We start from the raw sequence: 19,799 nt of genomic DNA, 5'->3' as shown, positions 1-19,799 counted from the left end.
GGCCTCTGCGCTACCGACTCCTTGGCCGGGAGGCCGTCGGCGTGGAGCGCGGTGTGGTGGTGGAGCCGGGCTGGGCTCGCCCTGCTGCCTTGGGGGACATGGGCTTCTCGACTGCCGGATCCGGGAGGCGGTTCAGGCGCCAGGTGAGGACTTCGCTGAGGTGGGTGGCGGTGTCGAGTTCGCGGTGGCGGGCTGCTTGAGTGAGGAGCGCGGCGGGGTCCTGGCCGGCTGCCGTGGCGTCGTTGAGGGTGGCAGCGAGGGCAGGCCAGCCGGGTTCGACGAGGATCTGCTCAGCCAGGTCGGGCAGCGCTTGGCGCACCGCGGCGGCCTGCCGCTCCAGCCGCCACTGGGCGAGGCGCCGGCCTTGGCGGTGGAGCACGATGAGGGGCTCGCTGGCTGCGGCCTGATAGGCCGCGCGGAGGTACTCGGCGGTCTGGCGGGCTGCTTCGGCCTGCTGGGTGTGGTTGCGGGTGCGGTGCCAGTGGTGGGCGAAGATGACTGCCAGCAGGAGGGCGTCGAGGAGGGTTGCGAGGAGGGCTTCGTCCTTCGGGGCGGGTTCACGCAGGATCGCCTTCGCCGCGCGGCGGGTGGCCTGGGCCTGCTGATGGTGGGCGCGGATGCGAGACCGGGCGGCGCGTTCGAAGGTGGTGGCGGCCTGGACGAGCTGCGGACGGAGGCCGGCGGGAGCGACCAGGGGGAGTGCGTCGAGGGCTTCGGCGAGGACGGTGATGTGGGCCTGTCCGGCCTCGTCCTCGTCATGGGCGAGGTGGTCGGGCAGCTGCTCGACGGCGAGGGCAAGGCGTCGCCAGGCCGGGATTTCGGTCCGTTCCGCCGGTGTGGCCTCGGTGGCCGTGAGGCGTTCGGTGATCTTGGGGTAGGAGAGGTCGGGGGCGAGGGTGGATCCGGAGAACCACACCGGCTCGCCCTGGGCGTTGGTGTCGCCGTCGAGGGCGACCTTGTAGCCGCGGACGTCCCCGGAGGGAAAGTACTGGACATCGACGAGGGCTCCGGTCCCCTCGACGAGCTGGAAGAACTCCTCAGTGTTCGTGGCCGCCGAGACAGCGGTGCGGACGATGGTGCGCAGGCGTTCCCGGGCCGTCCGGGCGTTTCCCGTGCGGCGGGCCTTCTCCTGTTCGGCGCGGGTGGGGCGCTTGGCGGCGGTGCGGTCGCCGCGCGGGACCTGGCGGAGCCCGTACTCCTTCTCGATGGCGACTAGTTCCTTGTCGGCGTGCAGGAAGTCGTTCCAGTTCCTCGGCGGGCGGAGGTCTCCCCGGACCTTGGTGGCGACGATATGGATGTGGTCGTCGGCGTGGCGGACGGCGACCCAGCGGCAGGCGTCGGGGTCGTCGGCCGGGGCGATGCCGGTGGCGTTCAGCACACGGCGGGCGATGGTGGCCCACTCGTCGTCGGTCAGGCGGCGGTCTTCGGGCGCGGCGCGGATCGAGCAGTGCCAGACGTGGTTCTTCGGCGCCTTCGGGCCGGCCTGCTTGACCCGCAGGTCGAGGAAGTCGGCGAGCTGGGCGAGGGTGGCGGCGGGGTTGCGGCCGGGGTCGGGCACGAAGTCGTCCCATGCGGCGACGAGGTGGGGGTCGTTGTGCTCGTTGGCGCGGCCGGGCCCGTAGAGGTAGTTGAGGACGCCCCGTGTTTTGTGGCCGGGTTTGACGATGTTCGCGATCAATCAGGCCGCCCAACGGTTTGTGGCGGCCACGATGGCGGCGGCGTCGACCGCCGTGACCGCATCCTGGACCAGGGTCAAGAGCCGTCCGGCCTCGGCGAGCACGGCGGCGTCCACCGGGTGTGCCTCGTCGCCGGAGTTCAGGCGTTTGGCGATCTGGTTCACGTTCCAGCCGATCCTGGAGACCTGCTTGCGCAGCGCTGCGTACTCGTCGATCAGGTCGTCGGTGGCGGTGCGCTGCTCGGGCAGGGCGAGGTCGCCGTTGAGGCGGGCCATGACGATGGCGCCGACGAGATGCGCTCCGGCGAGGTTGTGGCGGCGAGCTTCGGCGAGGATCGCCTGCTTCTCGTCGACGCTGTAGCGGACGTCGACACGCTCTTTGCGCTGCACGTCCTGGCGGGCGCGCCGACGGGCAACACGGCGCAGCGCGGCTTCGTCGGCAGCTCGCACGGCCCCTGTCCCCGGTGCGCCCTCGCGCCGGGGACCTGCCTCCGCCACCCCCGGGGCGGAGGCTTCCGCGTAGGACCGGCCCTTGGACGGTCCAACGCCATACCTTGCTCCGCCCGGGGCAGGGCCGGTGGGCTTCTGCGGCGGTGCGGGCCGGTCGTTCGGCTGGGGCGGGATCGTCGAGTCAGGGGTGGGGTGCTGCGGGGCGGGTGTCATGTGGGGATCCTTCGGTGGGATGACGGGAGGGGAAGTCCGCGCTTCGTGGACGTCTCGACGGGGGCTGGAGCCTGTCCGGAAATGCGGAGGGGCGGGTCGGTCGGTCCGGGTCGGGGCGACTCGGACCGACCGGAAGCGGGTCGACCTGCGGCTATTTCCGGTCAGTGGTCCTCGGGGGTTTCGGACGGGCCCGGGGGGACCGTTCCGTCGAGGCGGTTTACGAGCTCCGTGAGTCGCTCGTTGCTGATGGTGTGGCCGGCCGCGCGGAGGCTTGCCCGGATGGCCTTTCGGGTCTGCTCGCCCTCCATCTGCTCGACGATCGGGACGAACTCGTCGAGGTCTCCGGTCGTTGGACGGCCGACCTTGCGCGGAAGTACCGGGGGTTCGTCGTCGGCGGCTGCCTCGGCCGCGCGGTCTGTGTCTTCGGCGGCGGACGGGGTGGGGACGGGATGCGGGCGGGGCCGGTCCCCTTCTCGCGGGTGCTCGGTCACTGCAGGTCCGGCTGCCCGGAGGTGGCCGGGGTCGGCCTCACGGTTCGGCTGCGCGAGGTGCTGGTGGATCTGGCGCATGAGGACGCCGAAGGCGAGGAGCGCTGCGGTCGGGGGTACGGCGGCGACTATGTAGTCGAGGAGGGGGACGTCGGCGGGGTCGCGGGTGCCGGTGACGCCGGCGACGTTGAGGGCGATAGAGCCGAGGGAGCCGGTGGCGGTGATGGCGATGGCCAAGCCATCCGGCCGGCGGCGCAGGCCGGCCCGGAGCATGAGGAGTTCGCCGGCGACGATGAAGGCGTCGAGGGTGGCGGGCCAGGTCCACATGCGGGCGGGGGAGTTGCCGAGGCCGTGGTCTCCGGCGACCTCGGCGAGGTGGGCGTAGGAGAGCCAGAAACCGGCGGCGGTGAGGGCGAGGATCACGGCCCCGGCGGCGAGGAGGGTGTACCGGTCGGCGGGGTGCGGGGCAGGGGAAGACGAGGTCAAGCGGGAATGCTCCAAGGGCGTGGTGGCGAGGCGTCCGTGGCGATGCGGTCGGACGGCTGAGAGAGGGTGCCGCGACGTAGCGGCGAGCGTCAGGCGACGGGCTTGGGGCGGCGGCGGTCGTCGCCGTCGAGGATGACGCGTTCGGTCATCTGGGCCAGGCGGGAGGCGACGCGGTCACCGAGGGCCGCGCGCAGAGGCTCGGTGGGGAGGTTGGTGGTGATCAGGGTGGGGCGCAAGTGCTCGTACCGGTGGTTGATCAGCCGGTAGGTGAGTTCCTCGGTCCACTCACTGGTCTTCGCCGCCCCGAGGTCGTCTAGGAGCAGCAGCGGGCAGCGCATCAGCGTCTGCAGGTCGCGCTCGGTGTCGATTCCGGGCCGTGGGCGCAGGCGGGCGTACAGGTCGGCGGCGGTGGTGGCTTCCCAGCGCAGGCGGACCCCGGCGGCGAGCAGGGTGCGGATGGAGCCGTACGCCTGGTGGGTCTTGCCGGTGCCGGTCGGGCCGACGATCCGCAGCGAGGGGCCTTCGGCGATGCCCGGCGCGCCGGCGGGGCCGGGACGTCCGGTGCGGGCGATCTCGTTCGCCCAAGCGGTGACCTTGGGGTGGTCGGCGAGGGCGTGCCTGTAGCGGGCGGGGATGCGGGCGTCGGCCAGTTCCAGCGCGGTGACCCGCTCGGGCATCGGCTCCTGGGCAGCGGTGTCGGGAGCGATGCCGCGCTGGGCCAGGATGTTGCCGAGTCGGCTGGTGATCCGGGCGGGCTGCTGGGAATCGCGGGTGAGGGTGGCGGTCAGAGTTCGCCTCCGTAGGCGGCAGCGACGTTGATGGGGTTGGTCCACGGCTGGTGGGGAGCGGTGGCGGCCGGGACGGCGTTCATGGCCTCGTGCACGAGGCTGGGCAGGGTGCTCGGGTGCAGGCCTTTGGCGCGGTGGAGGGCGAGGCCGGCGCGGACGTGGTCCGGGGAGATGCCTTCGGCGAGGAGCTTCTTCGCCTCGCGGCCGAGGTGGCCGAGTACGTCCTGCGGTGGGCGGTGGGTGCACGCGGCGGCGTCCTCGCCGATCAGGTGTTTCGCCGAGACCGAGTCGGGCGCGGGGGCGCTCGCGCCCCCCAACGGGTTAGATCCTAGATCCCTGTTCCTAGGTCCTAGATCCGGACCGTGAGCACTCCTGGAAGGCTCACGGAGTCCTCCCCGAAGCTGCGGTGAGGACTCGGGGAAGTCGCTCTGACCTGCGAGTTCGCCGTTTACGGAGGGCTCATTGAGTCCTCCCGGCCGACTCGCGGAAGTCTCCGTGACAGTTCCCTGCACCTGCGGTGAGGGCTCACGCGGATGGCCGAGGTCGTGGTGCGGGCACGGCGGATTGCGTCCCCCGCTGGGGCGGTTGATCTTCTGGTGCTGCGCGAAGGTGACGATGTGCAGGTAGCGCTTGCCGTCGCCGGCCTCGTAGCGGCAGATCAGACCGGCGCCATCGAGCTGAGTGAGGTCGTCCTCGACTTCGACCGGCCCGTGCTCGCGGCGCAGCGACCATAGTTGGCCGGCGATGACGGCAGCCTGGTCGCGGAACCGGCCCTGGTCGTCGGCCTGGGTGAGCAGCCCGAAGAAGGTCCGCTCGGCGGAGAGGGAGACCGCCGCGAGGGACTCGGACGAGAACGCCTCGGGCTTGATGGTGCGGATACGGGGGATGGCGATCAACCGCCTTTCACGAGGGGGCTGGGTAATCCGGCGTCGCCGGGGTGCATGGCCAACACAGCCACACCTGGTGTGCAGAAGTCCAGACTTTGCTCAGGAATTCCGCACAGGTCGCCGATTTACTGCGGTTGGCGATCCGGCGGTTCGGCAACTGTAGGGGCGAATCCCCGGTTGCCGAAATCGACGCCGGAATTGCCCGTGTGATCCACATCGCTCACAGCAGACAGGAATGCCCTTCCGGATCGGTCGCCGCGCAAGCTACAACACCACCCATGCCGCCACGCCCCCTCGCAATCGGACCCGCCGGACACGCCGCCGCCCACGCCATCGAACGCACCCGCACCGCCCGCGGCTACTCCCAGCGCCAGCTTGCCGCCCGCGTCACCGCGCTCGGCCGGCCCATGACGTTCACCGCGCTCTCCCGCATCGAACGCACAGTCCGCCGCTGCGACATCGACGACCTCGTCGCCATCGCCACAGCCCTCGGAATCGCCCCGCAAACCCTCCTCGCCGGCCCCCTCACACCCCTAGGGGCGGCCGGGGTGGGCGAAATATAGCCGACGATCCCCGGTTAGCCCAACCGGGGATTCTCCGGATCATTGTGGGTCCCGGAACGCCCGCCGTGCCGGTCCCTGCCAGAGCCATGCCCATTTCCCGAGAGAGACACCTTGCGCCGATCCCCGATATCCGCCACCCGCCGTTCCGAAGAAAAGCTCACCGTCGACGAACTCTGCGAAGAGCTGCGGATTTCCCGGTCGACTTTCTACGACTGGCGCCAGAAAGGACGCGCACCCCGATGTGTGAAACTCCCGAACGGTAGCCTGCGTGTCCGCCGCAGTGACCTGGAGAACTGGCTCAGCGACTGCGAGGCCGCTGCGTGACCAATCGGTCCTACAAAGTCCGGTTCCGGACGACCGAGGTCTACAAGGGGAAGCGCGGTACGACCTACACCGTGCGCTGGTCGGTCAACGGCCAGCGCCATGGCGAGACCTTCAAGACGAGTGCTGCCGCAGACTCCTTCCGCGCCACCCTCCTCGTCGCCGCCAACAACGGTGAGCCCTTCGACCAGAGCACCGGCCGGCCGGTCTCCCACGCGGCGCCGGCGGCCGGGACCACCTGGTACGACTTCGCCCTGCAGTACGTCGACATGAAGTGGCCCCGGATCTCGGCGAACAACCGCATCAGCACCGCCAAGGCCCTGACCAAGGCCACGCTCGCGCTCCTGCGGACCGAGCCGGTCCAGTACGAGGGCGTCGACATCCGCAAGGCGCTGCGCGAGTACGCCTTCAACAAGAACCGCCGGGACGAAGCCCCGCCCGAGTCTCGGGCGATCCTGGCGTGGATCCGCCGCAACTCGCTGCCGATGAGTGCCTGGGAGGACAGCAAGCACGTCGACGCCGTCCTCCAGGCCCTCGACACCATGCTCGACGGCACACCAGCCGCCGCCAGCTCGGCCAAGCGCTACCGCCGGATCCTGAACGTCGTCCTCAAATACGCCGTCCGCCAGAACGTCCTCCAGTCCAACCCCATGCCCAAGGGGAAGGGCGAGAACACCGCCCCGAGGACGTCCGGCGCCGTCGACAAGCGCTCCCTCCTCAACCCGCACCAGGTGGCCGCCCTGCTCACCTGGATCGCCGCCCGTCCCCGCACCGGCCACCGGCTCATGGCGTTCTTCGCGGCCCTCTACTACGCAGGGCTGCGCCCCGAGGAAGCGGTCGCGCTACGAGTCGAGGACGCCGTCCTCCCGGCGACCGGCTGGGGCGAGCTCCGCGTGCACACCGCCGAGCCCGAGGTCGGCAGCCACTGGACCGACAGCGGTGAGGTGCACGAGACCCGCAACCTCAAGGGCCGGGCGTCCGGTGACACCCGTACCGTCCCCGTCCACCCCGCCCTGGTCGTGATCCTCCGTGCCCTCGTCGCCCGCGACGAGCTCAAGCCCGGCGATCTCCTCTTCCCCGGCGAGAAGGGCGGCCTCCTCGCCGGCTCCGTCTACCGGCGGACCTGGGCCAAGGCCCGCGAGGCCGTCCTGCCCGAGCATGAGTTCAAGTCGCCCGTCGGTAAGCGCGTGTACGACCTCCGCCACACCTGCCTGACCACCTGGCTCAACAACGGCATCCCACCCGCCCAGGTCGCCGAATGGGCCGGCAACAGCGTCCCGGTCCTGCTCTCCACCTACGCCCGCTGCATCACGGGGCAGATCGCCCAACTTCAGCAGCGCATCGAAGGCCCCCAGAAGCTCCCCGATGCGCCCGTGTCGCCGGCTGCCGTGGTGTCTCCCTCTCGGACTCCCCGGACGCCGGGGCGCGCCCGCTGAAGCGGGGCGTTGCCTTCCAGGGCCCGACGGCCTGGTGCTCAATGACGCACGGGCCAGGCTTGTTGGTCGCAGTCACCGGAAAAATCGGCACTGACGTGTCAGACCCGCGTGGTACGACTGCGACCCAGCAGAGTTCGAGCAGATGGGCGGTCAGCAGTGGGGCGACAGGAAGAAGCGATCCGCGTTGCGGACGAGCTCTTGGCCGACATCGAGCTCAAGCGGTTGAAGGCATCCGAGGTTGTCCTGAAGGCGAGCAGGCTCGCCCGGCTGGTCGGCCACAGCGAGTTGGCGGAGTTCCTCGGCTTCGAGCGCAACGGGTACCCGGTCGATGGTTCGGCGAGGACGTGGATCGGACGGGCGGGCCGCTGGGCCGATCGGGAAAAGGGGACCTTCTACACCCAATCGATCGCGAAGGTGGAGGCCCAGGTCGAGCCTAGCCAGCAGGCGATCGATGCCATGCGTGGCGGGGGCAACTATTCGGGCGACACCGCTCTGCTTGCGTCGCGCGACCATGACACGCGGATCCTCCGTTCCTCGGCCAACCTCAGCACGTGGACCGGAATCTGCGGGCAAGTCGTCGCGACCGTCTACGACATGGTTGCTGAGATCTACCACGAGCTCCTGTTCAGCGAGCTCCAGGCGAGCCTGTTCGCGAACATCCAGGAGAAGGTCGACGGGGCGTTGGCAGCGGCGAGCGGGACTGCACTCGAAAAGATCGAGCGCATCTCTGACCGCCTTCGGGACGGCGACCCCGAGTCTGTCAGCCAGGCCCTCACCACCTGCCGCCGGTTGATCGATTCCTCTGCGGACTACGTGTTTCCGGCCCGGGACGAGCAGTACAAGATCGGGGATGAGGTCGACCTGAAGGTCGGACCGCAGCAGGTGCTGAACCGGCTCCAGGCCCATACTCACGCCTGCGGGGCGTCCAAGAGTCGCAGGGACCGGCTGCGCCGGACTCTGTCCGATCTCTACGCCCGTTGCTCCGCAGGCACTCACGCCGAGGTCACCATCGACGAGGCCCGCTTCATCTTCCTGCAGACCTACATCGCCCTCGGCGAGATTCTGACCCTGAGCGCGCCCGGGGATGGTGAGTCCTGACTGCGCTTGCCCGCCACTCACATGTGCGGGACCACTGGTGACAGGGACCGCTGGAAGGCGATACGACCCTGCGGCCATGTCAATGTGGACGACCGCCCAGAACCTCAAACGCATGGAGGCACCCTGTACCAACGGCACCACGACGACTCCTCCCACCCCGATCCGAGCTACTGGGTCACCCCTCGCCACCTGGCGGGCGACGGCGAGGCTCTCGCCGACCACGTTGGTGCGGCCCTCTCGTCCGCAGGCTGGCAGATGTGGCCGACCGCCCGCGACACCTTCCTCTACACGAGCCCCAACGGGCTGTGCGGCGCCGAGTGGACACGCGCTGCCTGCTCCTTCGAACTGGGAGACCTTCCGGTTGCCTGGCAGGTCTCGGCCAGGACCCGTCCGGACAGCGCCCTGGCGGAGTGGAACGCGTACTTCACTGCCGGCCTCCCCCATGAGGCGCTGACCGACTTCCTTCTCGCCCTCGACGCCCGCACAGAACCCGCGTTCTCCTTCGGCGGCCCCGAAGCCGTCGTGGCGGCGGTCTGCACCCAGGGGTGGGCTCGCGACATCGACCGTCCGCACACGGCCGCCCTCGCTCCCGGACTCTCGGCCGGCATCTCCTTGGAGGAGGTGCCCCCGCTCGTCCGCGATGCTGACCTGTGGCCCGGAAGGTTCGGCTGGCAGGCGTGGGCCGAGCCCGTGCTCGGGAATCCGTACCTGTGGTGCGCCAGCTTCAGCAGCAGCGTGCCGCATGACCTCGTCGCGATCTTCGCTTCCTCACTCGCCTCGCCGCATCCGGTGCAGCGCTCCTGCTTGCCCGCCGGAGTCGAGGGACGACTGACGGTCGTCCGGCCGGGGATTGACCGGCAGAGAAGAGCGCGTGGGCCGGAGTGAGGCGGGCAGCGGGCGGCCTCAAACTTCGGGCCGTTTTCGGGCCGAACGGCCGCCGGAGGCCGCCTCTGGCCGGTTTCAGCCGGACAGATCAAGCCATCCGGAGCCCTTGCTCCGGCACGCTCGCCCCCGACTGAAAACCGCCTCTGACCAGCAAAAAGACCCTCCCGAAGGAGGGTCTTCGCCTGTGCGCCCCCGGCAGGACTCGAACCTGCGGCCAAGTGCTTAGAAGGCACCTGCTCTATCCACTGAGCTACGGGGGCCGGGTGGTGGCCGTGTGGCCTGGAGGCCCTGGTGGGTGGGGTGTGGCCTGCCGGGACAAGGATAGGGCTCCGATCGCCTTGGCCCGGGTGCTTCACCTGCGTGGCACGATGTGGAGGTTCGGTGAAGCGGAACGATAATCGCAGGCAGGTGCGATTTACGCAGCGGTTTTCACGCCGCTCGGGGCGGGTGTTGTGCACTCGTTATGCCTGCGGTCCCGGTCGCCCTTCCCTTCTCTCGGCGCGCAGGATGCCTATACGCTTCAAAAACACTCATAAATTGGGCATTCTTCGCATGTGGTGACCTTGGACGAACGGCCTCAGCTGATCGACGCACTCTCCGCCCTGCGCGACCGTGTCGCCGCCGTGCGTCTCCCACTCCCCCTCCCCGGCGCATCACGCGCCCGGCAGACCCGGGCCGAGCTCCTCGCTCAGCTCGACGACTATCTGGTGCCCCGCCTGAAGGATCCCGACGCCCCCCTCCTCGCCGTCGTAGGCGGCTCCACCGGGGCCGGGAAGTCCACGCTCGTCAACTCCCTCGTGGGGCGGCGCGTCAGCGAGTCGGGGGTGCTCAGGCCCACCACCCGGACGCCCGTGCTCGTCTGCCACCCCGAGGACCACCACTGGTTCGCCGGGATGCGCGTCCTCCCGCAGCTCACCCGCGTCTGGCTGCCCCAGGCCGACGAGGAGCACTCCACCGAGGAGCCGCCCGAGGAGAACGCCCTGCGGGTCGAGACCGCCGCCTCCCTGCCGCGCGGGCTCGCCCTGCTCGACGCGCCCGACATCGACTCCCTCGTCGTCGAGAACCGGCTCCTCGCCGCCGAATTGATCTGCGCCGCCGACATCTGGGTGATGGTCACCACCGCCTCGCGGTACGCCGACGCCGTCCCCTGGCACCTGCTCCGAACCGCCAAGGAGTACGACGCCACCCTCGTCACCGTCCTCGACCGCGTCCCGCACCAGGTCATCGGCGAGGTCTCCCGCCAGTACGAGGCGCTCCTCGACAAGGCGGGCCTCGGCGACGTGCCCCGCTTCACGATTCCCGAGCTGCCCGAGTCCACGGACGGCGGCAGCGGACTCCTGCCCGACAGCGCCGTCGCCCCGCTGCGCGCCTGGCTCGCCCACCGGGCCGTGGACCCCGCCGCCCGCCAGCAGGCCCTCGGCCGGACCGCCACCGGGGTCATCGACTCCCTCGACACCCGACTGCCCGAACTGGCCGGCGCGGTCGCCGCCCAGTACGCCTCCGCCGTCCGGCTCGGCGGCGCCGTCGAGGCCGCCTACCGCGAGCAGGGCAAGCGCGTGCGGCAGCAGCTGGGCCGCGGCGCCGTCCTCGCCGGGGACGCCCGCACCCGCTGGCGCGGCTACCCCCGCGACAGCACCGCCGACGAACTCCTCGACGCCCTCGCCGAGTCCCTCGCCGCCCTCCTGCACTGCGCGGTGGCCGCCGCGGAGGAACGCGTACACGACGCCTGGCAGCGCGATCCCGCCGCCGAAGCCCTGGGCCCGCCGCGGGCCGGCGGCGACCGGGAGGCGGGGGAGCGGACCGGCGTGGAGGTACGCCGCTGGCGCCGCGTACTCGAAGAACTCGCCGAGGAGGAAGTGCGGAACGTCGAGCGGCCTTCCGGCTCCCGCTCCTCCCGTGCCGCCCGCACCGCCGTCCCCGAGGCCGAGACCGTCGCCGCCCTCCTCGCCGCCTCCCTCCTCGGAGGCCGGCGCACCCGGGCCGCGGGCGACCGCCTCGCCGAACTCCTCGGTGCCCAGGCCGCCCTCCGCCTGCGCGACAAGGGCGGCGAGCTGGTCCTCTCGTACGTCGACCGCGTCCTGCACGCCGAGCGCGACCGGCGCCTCGCCCCTCTCGACGCGCTCGACGTGACCCCCGAGCCGCAGGCGGAGCTCATCGCCGCGCTCTCCGTACTGCAGAAGGAGAAGTGACGTGGTGGACGACGACCGCGGCCCAAGCCGACGTGAGCGCTGGGACGACGGGCTGATCGCCCGGCGGGCGAGCGAGCGGGCCGCCCTGGTGGAGGACACGGAGCAAGAGGTTCCGGAGGACGACATGCTGCCGGCCCTCGGCGGGAACTACGGCGGGCCCCTCCGGAGCCGCCTCGACGCCCTCCACGAGCTCGTCGGACTCTCCCGCACCCGCGTCGAGAGCGAGGCCCTCGCCGGGGCCGGGCGCGTCCTCGACGAGGCCGCCGCCCGCCAGCGGCTCTCCTCCCGGCACACCGTGATCGCCCTCGCCGGCGCCACCGGCAGCGGCAAGTCCACGCTCTTCAACGCCCTCGCCGGCGTCCCCGTCTCCGAGACCGGCCTGCGCCGCCCCACCACCTCCGCGCCCATCGCGCTCAGCTGGTCCGAGGGCGCCGCCGGACTCCTCGACCGGCTCGCCGTCCCCAGCCGGCTGCGCCGCCGCCCCCTCGCCGGCGGCGCGGCCGACGCCGAACTCCAGGGCCTCGTCCTCGTCGACCTCCCCGACCACGACTCGGCGGTCACCGCCCACCGCGACCAGGTCGACCGGGTCCTCGGCCTCGTCGACGCCGTCATCTGGGTCGTCGACCCCGAGAAGTACGCCGACGCCGCCCTCCACGAGCGCTACCTCCGCCCGCTCGCCGGACACGCCGAGGTCACCTTCGTCGTCCTCAACCAGATCGACCGGCTCGGCACCGAGGCCGCCGACCTCGTCCTCGACGACCTGCGTCGCCTCCTCGACGAGGACGGAGTGGCGCTCGGCGAACACGGCGAACCCGGCGCCACCGTCCTCGCCGTCTCCGCGCTGAGCGGCGACGGCATCCCCGAACTGCGCGAACTCATCGGCCGGTTCGTCCAGGACCGGACCGCCCCCGAACGCCGCCTCGCCGCCGACATCGACGCCGCCGCCGTCCGGCTCCGCCCCGCGTACGTCGCCGACGGCCGCTCCGGCCTCGACGAGCGCGCCCGGGGGGACTTCGCGGACCGGCTCGCCGTCGCCGTCGGCGCCCAGGCCGCCGGAGAGGCCGCCGAGCGGGTCTGGCGCCGGGGAGCCATCCGCGCCTGCGGTACGCCCTGGCTACGGCTCTACCGCTGGTACGAGCGGCTGCGCGCGCACGGCTCCACCGACCCGCGCCTCGACTCTCCCGCCGAGGACGAACTGACGGCGCGGCAGCGCGTCGAGCAGGCGGTCCGGATCGTCGCCGACGAGGCCTCGCGCGGGCTCCCCACCCCCTGGGCGCAGGCCGTACGGGAGGCGGCGGCGCGCGGGGCCGAGGGGCTGCCGGAGGCCCTCGACGAGCTGACGGCGAGCATGGGCGACCCGGCCGCCCGGCCGCCCCGGCCCGCCTGGTGGCCCGCCGCCGTCCTCGCGCAGGCCGTGATGACGCTCCTGCAGATCTTCGGCGCGCTGTGGCTGGTGGGCCAGATCGTCGGTGTCGTGGAGCCGGGGCTCCTTCCGCCGGTCGTCGTGATGCTCGGCGGCATCGTCGGCGGCCCGCTCGTCGAATGGGCCTGCGAGGGCGCCGTGAAGGGCCCTGCCCGGCGGTACGGGGAGGAGGCCGAGCGCCGGCTGCGGGAGGCGGCCGGGGCGTGCGGCCGGGCCCGGGTGCTCGACCCGGTGGCGGCGGAGCTGATGCGCTACCGGGAGGTCCGCGAGCAGTACGCGACGGTGGTCGGCACCCGGCCCTCGGCGCGCGTGGTCGGCGGGACCCGGTCCGGTGCGTCGCGGCTCGGGGCGACCAGGGCGGACGTTCGGAGGAGGTAGGGGCGGCGCTCGAACCGACCGCTGGGATGCCTGCTTCTTCCCCTTCCGGGTGAGGGAGTTGTCCCCAATCGCCGGATCGTCCACAGGCCCCGGCGGGAACGTCCCGACCGCCCCCACCATGGTGCCGACCGAGAGAAACGCACAGGTGGGGGCGGAACCATGAACGACACGACCGTGACGCTCGTCGGCAACGTGGTGACGGCGGTGGAGTACCGGGAGACGGCCGGGGGCGGGGTGGCGCGGTTCCGTTTCGCGGTGACCGCGCGGCGCTGGGACCGGGAGCGGGGGCTCTGGTCCGACGGGAGCACCAGCTTCTACACGGTGTCGGCCTGGAGGTCGCTCGGGGCCAATCTCGCGGCCTCGGTCTCCGTCGGGGAACCGCTCGTGGTGCACGGCCGGTTGAGGGTGCGGGAGGACGAGCGCGACGGGCAGCGCAAGACCTTCGTGGACGTGGACGCGCTGGCCGTGGGGCACGATCTGACCCGGGGTACGGCCGCCTTCCGGCGCGTGGTGAAGGCGGAGCCGGGGCCCCGGTCGGAGGCGGGGCCGCGGCCGGAGCCGGAGCCGACCCTCGCCCAGGCGTCCGGGCAGGACCCGTGGACGGAGGCCACTCAGCGGTTGGTGACCGTTCCCTGACCATGTGTCGTGGGGATTTGTCGACCAACTCACCGTGGGGATAACGATTCTGAGACGGAATGGTTATCTGAACGTATGGCCGGGCACCGGGGGGTTCCGCATCCATAGGATTCCCGGGTACTCATGTGGCACGTGAGCCCATCGAGTCTGTGAGTCTGCTGGCGCGCGCTCCCCCCACGCGAACCGACCATGTTCGCGGAGCGGCCCGCCCGGAGGGGAATCCAATGTTTTCAGTTCGTGGGCGTGGCGCGGCCCGCCTGGCCGCCGCGACCCTGGTCTCCGGCCTTGTCGCGGCCGGTGCGATAGCGACCGCCGGTCCGGCGTTCGCCGATGAGCCCGCCCCGGGTACGGGTGGCGTCACGGCGAAGCTCGGCGGCTTGACCGAGGACGTCGCCGGCGTCGAGATCACCGAGAAGAACGGCGACAAGTGGCCGGTCCAGGGTGGTCTCTTCAAGATGGAGGTCGGTGGCGGAGGCACTCTCTTCACCTACTGCATCGACCTCCGCACCCCGGCGAAGCACGACTTCGACTACAAGGAAGTCGGCTGGGGCGAGTCCTCCCTGCACAACAACGAGAACGCGGGCAAGATCCTCTGGATCCTGGAGAACGCCTACCCGAAGTTCTCCGCCGAGACCCTCGGCGGCAAGGTCGGCGTCGACCTCTCCAAGAAGGAGGCCGCGGCCGGCACCCAGGCCGCGATCTGGACCCTCTCCGACGACGTCACCGCGACGCCCAAGGACGAGGACGCCAAGAAGCTGACCGAGTACCTCCTGAAGGAGGCCAAGCACCTCGAGGAGCCCAAGGCTTCCCTGAGCCTGTCTCCCTCCTCCGTCGCGGGCAAGGCCGGTGAGCGCCTCGGCCCGATCACGGTCTCCACGAACTCCGAGATCGCCAAGGTCGCGGCCGCCGCCGGCGCCCCGGCCGGCGTCCAGGTCGTCGACAAGGACGGCAAGCCCGTCTCCGAGGCCAAGAACGGCGACCAGGTCTTCTTCGACGTCCCCGCCGGCACCGCCGACGGCACCGCCGAGCTGACCGCCGAAGCCACCACCAAGGTTCCGCTGGGCCGCGCCTTCGTCTCCATCGACGGCCCCTCGCAGACCCTGATCCTGGCCGGCTCCAGCGACTCCACCGTCAACGCCAAGGCCACCGCGGCCTGGGCGAAGACGGGTGCCGTCCCGGCCGTCACGGTCGCGAAGGACTGCGCCAAGGGCGGCCTGGAGATCATCGCCTCCAACGAGGGTGACGAGGCCTGGACCTTCGACCTGAAGGGCACCTCGTACACGATCGCCGCCGGTGAGACGAAGACCGTGACGGTCCCGCTCGCCGAGGACGAGGCGTACAAGTTCACGATCACCGGCCCGAACGGCTTCGAGGAGACCTTCGAGGGCGTCCTGGACTGCAAGACGGCCACCCCGGGCCCGCTGCCCTCGGAGACCCCCACCACCACGGCGCCTTCGACCGAGCCCTCGGAGACCCCCTCCGCGCAGCCCTCGACGGAGACCCCGTCGGCCACTCCGTCGACCTCGGCCCCGGCCGGTGAGACCACCGGTACGACCGGCACCACCGGCACCACCGGTGGCGGCGACCTCGCCGAGACCGGCAGCTCCAACGCGACCCCGATGATCGCCGGCATCGCCGCCGCGCTCGTCGTGATCGGTGGAGCCGCGGTGTTCATCCTCCGCAAGAAGAAGGCCGCCGGTCACTGACGGTGACCTCCGGAGCCTGACCTCACGGAGTGATCCGCGTCACACGCGCTTCGCTCCGTGAAGCTCCGCACGGCCGCTGTACGGCCCCTGTACGGCCCTGGTTCGCATCCGCGTCCGGGGCCGTCCGGGGGCCGTCGCACGTCCGGGGCCCCTCAGCCCCTCCAGGCACCCCTCCGCGGCCTCGCCCGTGCCGCTCCCGCGCGTCCCGCCCCGCCCCCGTCCCGGCTCCCTCTCCACCCTCGCGCCGGTCTTACCGGTTTCCGCCTGAGGGTGGCGGTCAGGCAAGATGGGGTGTATCTGCCCACTCACTCCCTGCCGGACGGTTTCTCTTGGCTGAGTTCATCTACACCATGCGCAAGGCGCGTAAAGCGCACGGCGACAAGGTGATTCTCGACGACGTCTTCCTGAACTTCCTGCCCGGCGCCAAGATCGGTGTGGTGGGCCCGAACGGTGCCGGTAAGTCCACCGTTCTGAAGATCATGGCCGGGATCGAGCAGCCGTCCAACGGTGACGCGTTCCTCTCGCCCGGTTACAGCGTCGGCATCCTCATGCAGGAGCCGAAGCTCGACGAGTCGAAGACCGTCCTGGAGAACGTGCAGGACGGCGCCGCCGAGCAGATGGGCAAGCTCAAGCGCTTCAACGAGGTGGCCGAGCTCATGGCCACCGACTACAGCGACGAGCTGATGGAGGAGATGGGCAAGCTCCAGGAGGACCTGGACCACTCCAACGCCTGGGACCTCGACGCCCAGCTGGAGCAGGCCATGGACGCCCTGGGCTGCCCGCCCGGTGACTGGGCGGTCACCAACCTCTCCGGTGGCGAGAAGCGCCGTGTCGCGCTCTGCAAGCTGCTCATCGAGGCCCCGGACCTGCTCCTCCTCGACGAGCCCACCAACCACCTCGACGCCGAGTCGGTGAACTGGCTGGAGCAGCACCTCTCGAAGTACGCGGGCGCCGTGGTGGCCGTCACCCACGACCGCTACTTCCTGAACAACGTCGCCGAGTGGATCCTGGAGCTCGACCGCGGTCGCGCGATCCCCTACGAGGGCAACTACTCCACCTACCTCGACAAGAAGGCCACCCGCCTCAAGGTCGAGGGCAAGAAGGACGAGAAGCGCGCCAAGCGCCTCAAGGAAGAGCTGGAGTGGGTGCGGTCCAACGCCAAGGGGCGTCAGACCAAGTCCAAGGCCCGTCTCGCCCGCTACGAGGAGATGGCGGCCGAGGCCGACAAGATGCGGAAGCTGGACTTCGAGGAGATCCAGATCCCGCCGGGCCCGCGTCTGGGCTCCATCGTCGTCGAGGTCGAGAACCTCTCCAAGGCCTTCGGCGACAAGGTCCTCATCGACGACCTGAGCTTCACCCTGCCCCGTAACGGCATCGTCGGGGTCATCGGCCCGAACGGCGCCGGCAAGACCACGCTCTTCAAGATGATCCAGGGTCTGGAGACCCCGGACTCCGGCTCCATCAAGGTCGGCGAGACCGTCAAGATCTCGTACGTCGACCAGAGCCGCGCCAACATCGACCCCAAGAAGACGCTGTGGGCCGTCGTCTCCGACGAACTGGACTACATCAACGTCGGCCACGTCGAGATGCCGTCCCGCGCGTACGTCAGCGCCTTCGGCTTCAAGGGCCCGGACCAGCAGAAGCCCGCGGGCGTGCTGTCCGGCGGTGAGCGCAACCGCCTCAACCTGGCGCTCACCCTCAAGGAGGGCGGCAACCTGCTGCTCCTCGACGAGCCCACCAACGACCTCGACGTCGAGACCCTGTCGTCGCTCGAGAACGCGCTCCTGGAGTTCCCCGGTGCCGCGGTCGTGATCTCCCACGACCGGTGGTTCCTGGACCGGGTCGCGACGCACATCCTCGCGTACGAGGGCGAGTCGAAGTGGTACTGGTTCGAGGGCAACTTCGAGTCGTACGAGAAGAACAAGATCGAGCGCCTCGGCGCCGAGGCGGCCCGTCCGCACCGCGCCACGTACAAGAAGCTGACCCGAGGCTGAGGTCAGTGACCAGGCACATCTACAGCTGTCCCCTGCGCTGGTCGGACATGGACGCCTTCGGGCACGTCAACAACGTCGTCTTCCTGCGGTACCTGGAAGAGGCGCGGATCGACTTCATGTTCCGGCTGGCGCCGGGGGACGGTTCCCCCTCGTTCTCCGGCGGGTCCGTCGTGGCCCGGCACGAGATCGACTACAAGCGGCCGCTGGTCCACCGGCACGAGCCGGTGACCATCGAGTCGTGGGTCACGAAGATAGGCGCGGCGTCGCTGACGATCGCGTACGAGGTCAAGGACGCGGACGTGGTGTACGTCCGGGCGTCCACGGTCGTCGTGCCCTTCGACCTGGAGGCGCAGCGACCGCGCCGGATCACCTCCGAGGAGCGTGAGTTCCTCCAGGAGTACGTCGACGACGGGATGACGTCCGCCGCATGACCGTGCTCGCTCCGCTGCACTTCGCCGACGCCCGGGAGGCGGCTGCTCTCGCCGCCTTCCTGGGCAGGCTGGTCCACTACGACCGGGCCGCGGCCGTCCGCCTCCAGGCCGGCGGCGGGGCGCTGGCCGTCTTCGGGCGGCCGCCGTCCTTCGAGGTGCTCGCGATCCGTACGGCGCGGCTCGTCGACGCCGTCGACCTGGACGCCACCGTCTCCGCAGGCGAGCTCCTCGAAGGCATCGAGGAGTCGGCCGGCAAGGCGGTCGTCCCGGACTCCGTCACCGGTCCGCCCTGGGCGGGTGTGCTGCCGCCCCGGGCCGGCTGGAAGCCGGTCGCCGGGCTGCCGGGCGCTCCCGAGATGCGGGGCGCGGTCGCCGCGGCCGTCGCCGAGTTCCGGGCGCGCGACGAGGAACTGCCCGAAGAGCGGCGGACCCGGGCCGAGCGCGATCGTATCGGCCACGCGATCTGGTCCCGGACCCTCGGTACCACCGGGCTGCCCCTGCGGGCCGTGCACGCCGCGCAGTCGCTCGGCTTCCTGCCGCCGGGACAGGACGACGCGCCGGTCGCGCTCTTCGCCTCCGGACCGTGGCTCCGGCTGCGTACCCCGTACGGCTCGATCGCCCTCCGTACGGTGCCGATGGCCCTCACGGTCACCCCGGGTCGATGACGAGGTGCACGTCGAGGTCGACGGGCACCTCGGCGGCGACGAGCTGAACAGTCTCCTCCACGCCTCCTGGCCCGGGCACCAGGACACCGACTTCGGTCCCGTCCTCGCCCGCAGCCTGCTGCGCGTCACCGCCGCCGCGCCGGGCGGCTCGTCGGGTACGTGAACGTCGTCGGGGACGGCGGCGTGCACGCCTTCCTCCTCGACACCACCGTCCACCCGGACGAGCGCCGGGCCGGGCTCGGCGTCGCTCTCGTACGGGCCGCCGCCGACGCGGCCCGCGCGCGCGGCGCGCACTGGCCGCACGTCGACTACGAGCCCCACCTCACCGGCTTCCACGAGCGGTGCGGCTTCCTGCCCACGGCGGCCGGACTCATGGCGCTGACAGACCTCTAGACCTGGCGGGGCGCTCGGCGAGGCCTCCGTTCCGGACACGGTTCCGGGCGGCTCCACCGCAGGTTCACGTGTCGCGCCCCCGCCGTCGCGGCCGTCAGCGCGAGCAGCGCCAGGAAGCCCGGGAGCCACGGCGAGCTGGAGCCCTCCACCGCCGGGTCCACCCGCCGCCGGGGGTCGTAGGCCACCCGGATGGTCCCGCCGTCCGGGGCGAGCCGACGGTCCTCCGCCAGTGCCGACGGATACCCGCCCGGGCAGCGCAGCGTGTGGTGGTGGAGCGTCGTGTCGAGGCCGCCGTCGACGATCGCTTCCCTGTGCTCCCCGATGACCTTCACGACGACGCACTCGGCGACCTCGCCGCGCGCGGCGGCCTGGTCCGTGGCGGCTGCCGTGAGCAGCAGCCCGCCGACCAGCGACAGCGCGCCGAAGAAGCCCAGGTTTCCGGTGACCAGCAGGAAGTACGCCACTCCCGCCGCGAGGACGGCCGCCCCGCCGACCGAGACGGCGACCGTCGTGGACGGCGCCGAGGCGCCCCCGAAGCACCAGGCCGCCCAGACGGCCAGGGCGACCGCGCAGGCCGCCGGCAGGAACATCGCCGCCCGTGCCCGGCCCGCCTTCCTCGCCCTGCCCGCCTCCGTCTCCCGCGTCGGCTTCCTCGATGGCATGGACATCACCCCCCAGGGGAGGGACGCCCCGC

Annotated in this window: 20 protein-coding genes and 1 tRNA gene; 14 read left to right on the top strand and 7 right to left on the bottom strand. The window is 71.3% G+C overall.

Annotated features, from left to right (window positions below):
• Window positions 1-10: 10 nt before the first annotated feature.
• The 5 genes from ACFWWU_RS16980 to ACFWWU_RS16960 all read right to left on the bottom strand — a co-directional run bounded on the left by ACFWWU_RS16980 (window position 11) and on the right by ACFWWU_RS16960 (window position 4,987).
• The gene (locus ACFWWU_RS16980; RefSeq protein WP_384145439.1) at window positions 11-1,678 is read right to left on the bottom strand and encodes a relaxase/mobilization nuclease domain-containing protein; all 1,668 of its coding nucleotides are present in this window, start codon (window positions 1,676-1,678) and stop codon (window positions 11-13) included.
• A complete protein-coding gene (gene mobC, locus ACFWWU_RS16975) occupies window positions 1,679-2,125 on the bottom strand; it encodes a plasmid mobilization relaxosome protein MobC (RefSeq protein WP_384145436.1) in 447 nt (148 codons plus the stop codon).
• 374 nt (window positions 2,126-2,499) lie between these two features.
• Window positions 2,500-3,312: a DUF2637 domain-containing protein gene (locus ACFWWU_RS16970; protein ID WP_384145433.1), complete on the bottom strand. Its 813-nt coding sequence runs from the start codon at window positions 3,310-3,312 to the stop codon at window positions 2,500-2,502.
• A gap of 89 nt (window positions 3,313-3,401) precedes the next feature.
• Window positions 3,402-4,100, bottom strand: coding sequence for an ATP-binding protein (locus tag ACFWWU_RS16965; protein WP_384145896.1), 699 nt, complete (start codon window positions 4,098-4,100; stop codon window positions 3,402-3,404).
• Window positions 4,097-4,987, bottom strand: a complete 891-nt coding sequence (locus tag ACFWWU_RS16960; RefSeq protein ID WP_384145893.1) for a hypothetical protein — start codon at window positions 4,985-4,987, stop codon at window positions 4,097-4,099. Before ACFWWU_RS16960 ends, ACFWWU_RS16965 begins: the two co-directional genes overlap by 4 nt.
• A 278-nt stretch (window positions 4,988-5,265) precedes the next feature.
• Between ACFWWU_RS16960 and ACFWWU_RS16955 the strand changes: the two genes are divergently transcribed.
• From ACFWWU_RS16955 to ACFWWU_RS16935, 5 genes are all read left to right on the top strand, one after another.
• On the top strand, window positions 5,266-5,550 hold the full coding sequence (locus tag ACFWWU_RS16955) for a helix-turn-helix domain-containing protein (protein WP_384145431.1): 285 nt from the start codon (window positions 5,266-5,268) through the stop codon (window positions 5,548-5,550).
• Window positions 5,551-5,592: 42 nt separating this feature from the next.
• Window positions 5,593-5,874, top strand: a complete 282-nt coding sequence (locus tag ACFWWU_RS16950; protein ID WP_384145428.1) for a helix-turn-helix transcriptional regulator — start codon at window positions 5,593-5,595, stop codon at window positions 5,872-5,874.
• Window positions 5,871-7,307: a tyrosine-type recombinase/integrase gene (locus tag ACFWWU_RS16945; RefSeq protein ID WP_384145425.1), complete on the top strand. Its 1,437-nt coding sequence runs from the start codon at window positions 5,871-5,873 to the stop codon at window positions 7,305-7,307. Before ACFWWU_RS16950 ends, ACFWWU_RS16945 begins: the two co-directional genes overlap by 4 nt.
• 198 nt (window positions 7,308-7,505) lie before the next feature.
• Window positions 7,506-8,405 (top strand): hypothetical protein, encoded by a 900-nt coding sequence (locus ACFWWU_RS16940; RefSeq protein ID WP_384145422.1) that lies wholly within the window; start codon window positions 7,506-7,508, stop codon window positions 8,403-8,405.
• A 123-nt stretch (window positions 8,406-8,528) separates the two neighbouring features.
• Window positions 8,529-9,290 carry a DUF317 domain-containing protein gene (locus tag ACFWWU_RS16935; protein ID WP_384145890.1) on the top strand — a complete coding sequence of 254 codons (762 nt, stop codon included), beginning with the start codon at window positions 8,529-8,531 and terminating at the stop codon, window positions 9,288-9,290.
• Window positions 9,291-9,477: 187 nt separating this feature from the next.
• Here the strand turns inward: ACFWWU_RS16935 and ACFWWU_RS16930 are convergent.
• A tRNA-Arg gene (locus ACFWWU_RS16930) sits at window positions 9,478-9,550 on the bottom strand.
• Window positions 9,551-9,853: 303 nt separating this feature from the next.
• On the opposite strand from ACFWWU_RS16930, the gene ACFWWU_RS16925 reads away from it, so the two are divergent.
• The 9 genes from ACFWWU_RS16925 (at window position 9,854) to ACFWWU_RS16885 (ending at window position 19,105) form a co-directional block, all read left to right on the top strand.
• Window positions 9,854-11,479, top strand: a complete 1,626-nt coding sequence (locus ACFWWU_RS16925; protein WP_384145420.1) for a dynamin family protein — start codon at window positions 9,854-9,856, stop codon at window positions 11,477-11,479.
• Window position 11,480: 1 nt separating this feature from the next.
• Window positions 11,481-13,280: a GTPase gene (locus tag ACFWWU_RS16920; protein ID WP_384145416.1), complete on the top strand. Its 1,800-nt coding sequence runs from the start codon at window positions 11,481-11,483 to the stop codon at window positions 13,278-13,280.
• 159 nt (window positions 13,281-13,439) lie between these two features.
• A complete protein-coding gene (locus ACFWWU_RS16915; protein WP_384145413.1) occupies window positions 13,440-13,916 on the top strand; it encodes a single-stranded DNA-binding protein in 477 nt (158 codons plus the stop codon).
• A gap of 224 nt (window positions 13,917-14,140) precedes the next feature.
• A complete protein-coding gene (locus ACFWWU_RS16910; RefSeq protein WP_384145410.1) occupies window positions 14,141-15,622 on the top strand; it encodes an LAETG motif-containing sortase-dependent surface protein in 1,482 nt (493 codons plus the stop codon).
• A 329-nt stretch (window positions 15,623-15,951) separates the two neighbouring features.
• On the top strand, window positions 15,952-17,616 hold the full coding sequence (ettA, locus tag ACFWWU_RS16905; protein ID WP_384145407.1) for an energy-dependent translational throttle protein EttA: 1,665 nt from the start codon (window positions 15,952-15,954) through the stop codon (window positions 17,614-17,616).
• A gap of 5 nt (window positions 17,617-17,621) precedes the next feature.
• Window positions 17,622-18,047: a thioesterase family protein gene (locus ACFWWU_RS16900; protein WP_317595234.1), complete on the top strand. Its 426-nt coding sequence runs from the start codon at window positions 17,622-17,624 to the stop codon at window positions 18,045-18,047.
• A complete protein-coding gene (locus ACFWWU_RS16895) occupies window positions 18,044-18,712 on the top strand; it encodes a hypothetical protein (RefSeq protein ID WP_384145404.1) in 669 nt (222 codons plus the stop codon). The genes ACFWWU_RS16900 and ACFWWU_RS16895 overlap by 4 nt, the downstream gene beginning before the upstream one ends.
• A gap of 4 nt (window positions 18,713-18,716) precedes the next feature.
• Window positions 18,717-18,875 carry a hypothetical protein gene (locus ACFWWU_RS16890; RefSeq protein ID WP_384145402.1) on the top strand — a complete coding sequence of 53 codons (159 nt, stop codon included), beginning with the start codon at window positions 18,717-18,719 and terminating at the stop codon, window positions 18,873-18,875.
• Entirely contained in the window at window positions 18,872-19,105 is a 234-nt protein-coding gene (locus ACFWWU_RS16885) for a GNAT family N-acetyltransferase (RefSeq protein ID WP_384145399.1), read from the top strand. The genes ACFWWU_RS16890 and ACFWWU_RS16885 overlap by 4 nt, the downstream gene beginning before the upstream one ends.
• Here the strand turns inward: ACFWWU_RS16885 and ACFWWU_RS16880 are convergent.
• On the bottom strand, window positions 19,102-19,767 hold the full coding sequence (locus tag ACFWWU_RS16880) for a hypothetical protein (protein WP_384145396.1): 666 nt from the start codon (window positions 19,765-19,767) through the stop codon (window positions 19,102-19,104). The two genes, ACFWWU_RS16885 and ACFWWU_RS16880, sit on opposite strands and share 4 nt — an antisense overlap.
• Window positions 19,768-19,799 lie beyond the last annotated feature (32 nt).

It is taken from the genome of Streptomyces sp. NPDC058650 (assembly GCF_042717315.1).
In the GTDB taxonomy this organism is placed as follows: Bacteria; Actinomycetota; Actinomycetes; order Streptomycetales; family Streptomycetaceae; genus Streptomyces.
Note: the sequence above shows the minus strand (reverse complement) of the source record. Positions and strands in the feature narration are given on the sequence as shown.

What these genes read in the sequence shown, in the direction of transcription:
- ACFWWU_RS16910 (WP_384145410.1), top strand. Translation starts at nt 14,141, where the DNA reads ATGTTTTCAGTTCGTGGGCGTGGCGCGGCCCGCCTGGCCGCCGCGACC.
- ACFWWU_RS16895 (WP_384145404.1), top strand. Translation starts at nt 18,044, where the DNA reads ATGACCGTGCTCGCTCCGCTGCACTTCGCCGACGCCCGGGAGGCGGCT.
- ACFWWU_RS16915 (WP_384145413.1), top strand. Translation starts at nt 13,440, where the DNA reads ATGAACGACACGACCGTGACGCTCGTCGGCAACGTGGTGACGGCGGTG.
- ACFWWU_RS16955 (WP_384145431.1), top strand. Translation starts at nt 5,266, where the DNA reads ATGCCGCCACGCCCCCTCGCAATCGGACCCGCCGGACACGCCGCCGCC.
- ACFWWU_RS16880 (WP_384145396.1), bottom strand. Translation starts at nt 19,767, where the DNA reads ATGCCATCGAGGAAGCCGACGCGGGAGACGGAGGCGGGCAGGGCGAGG.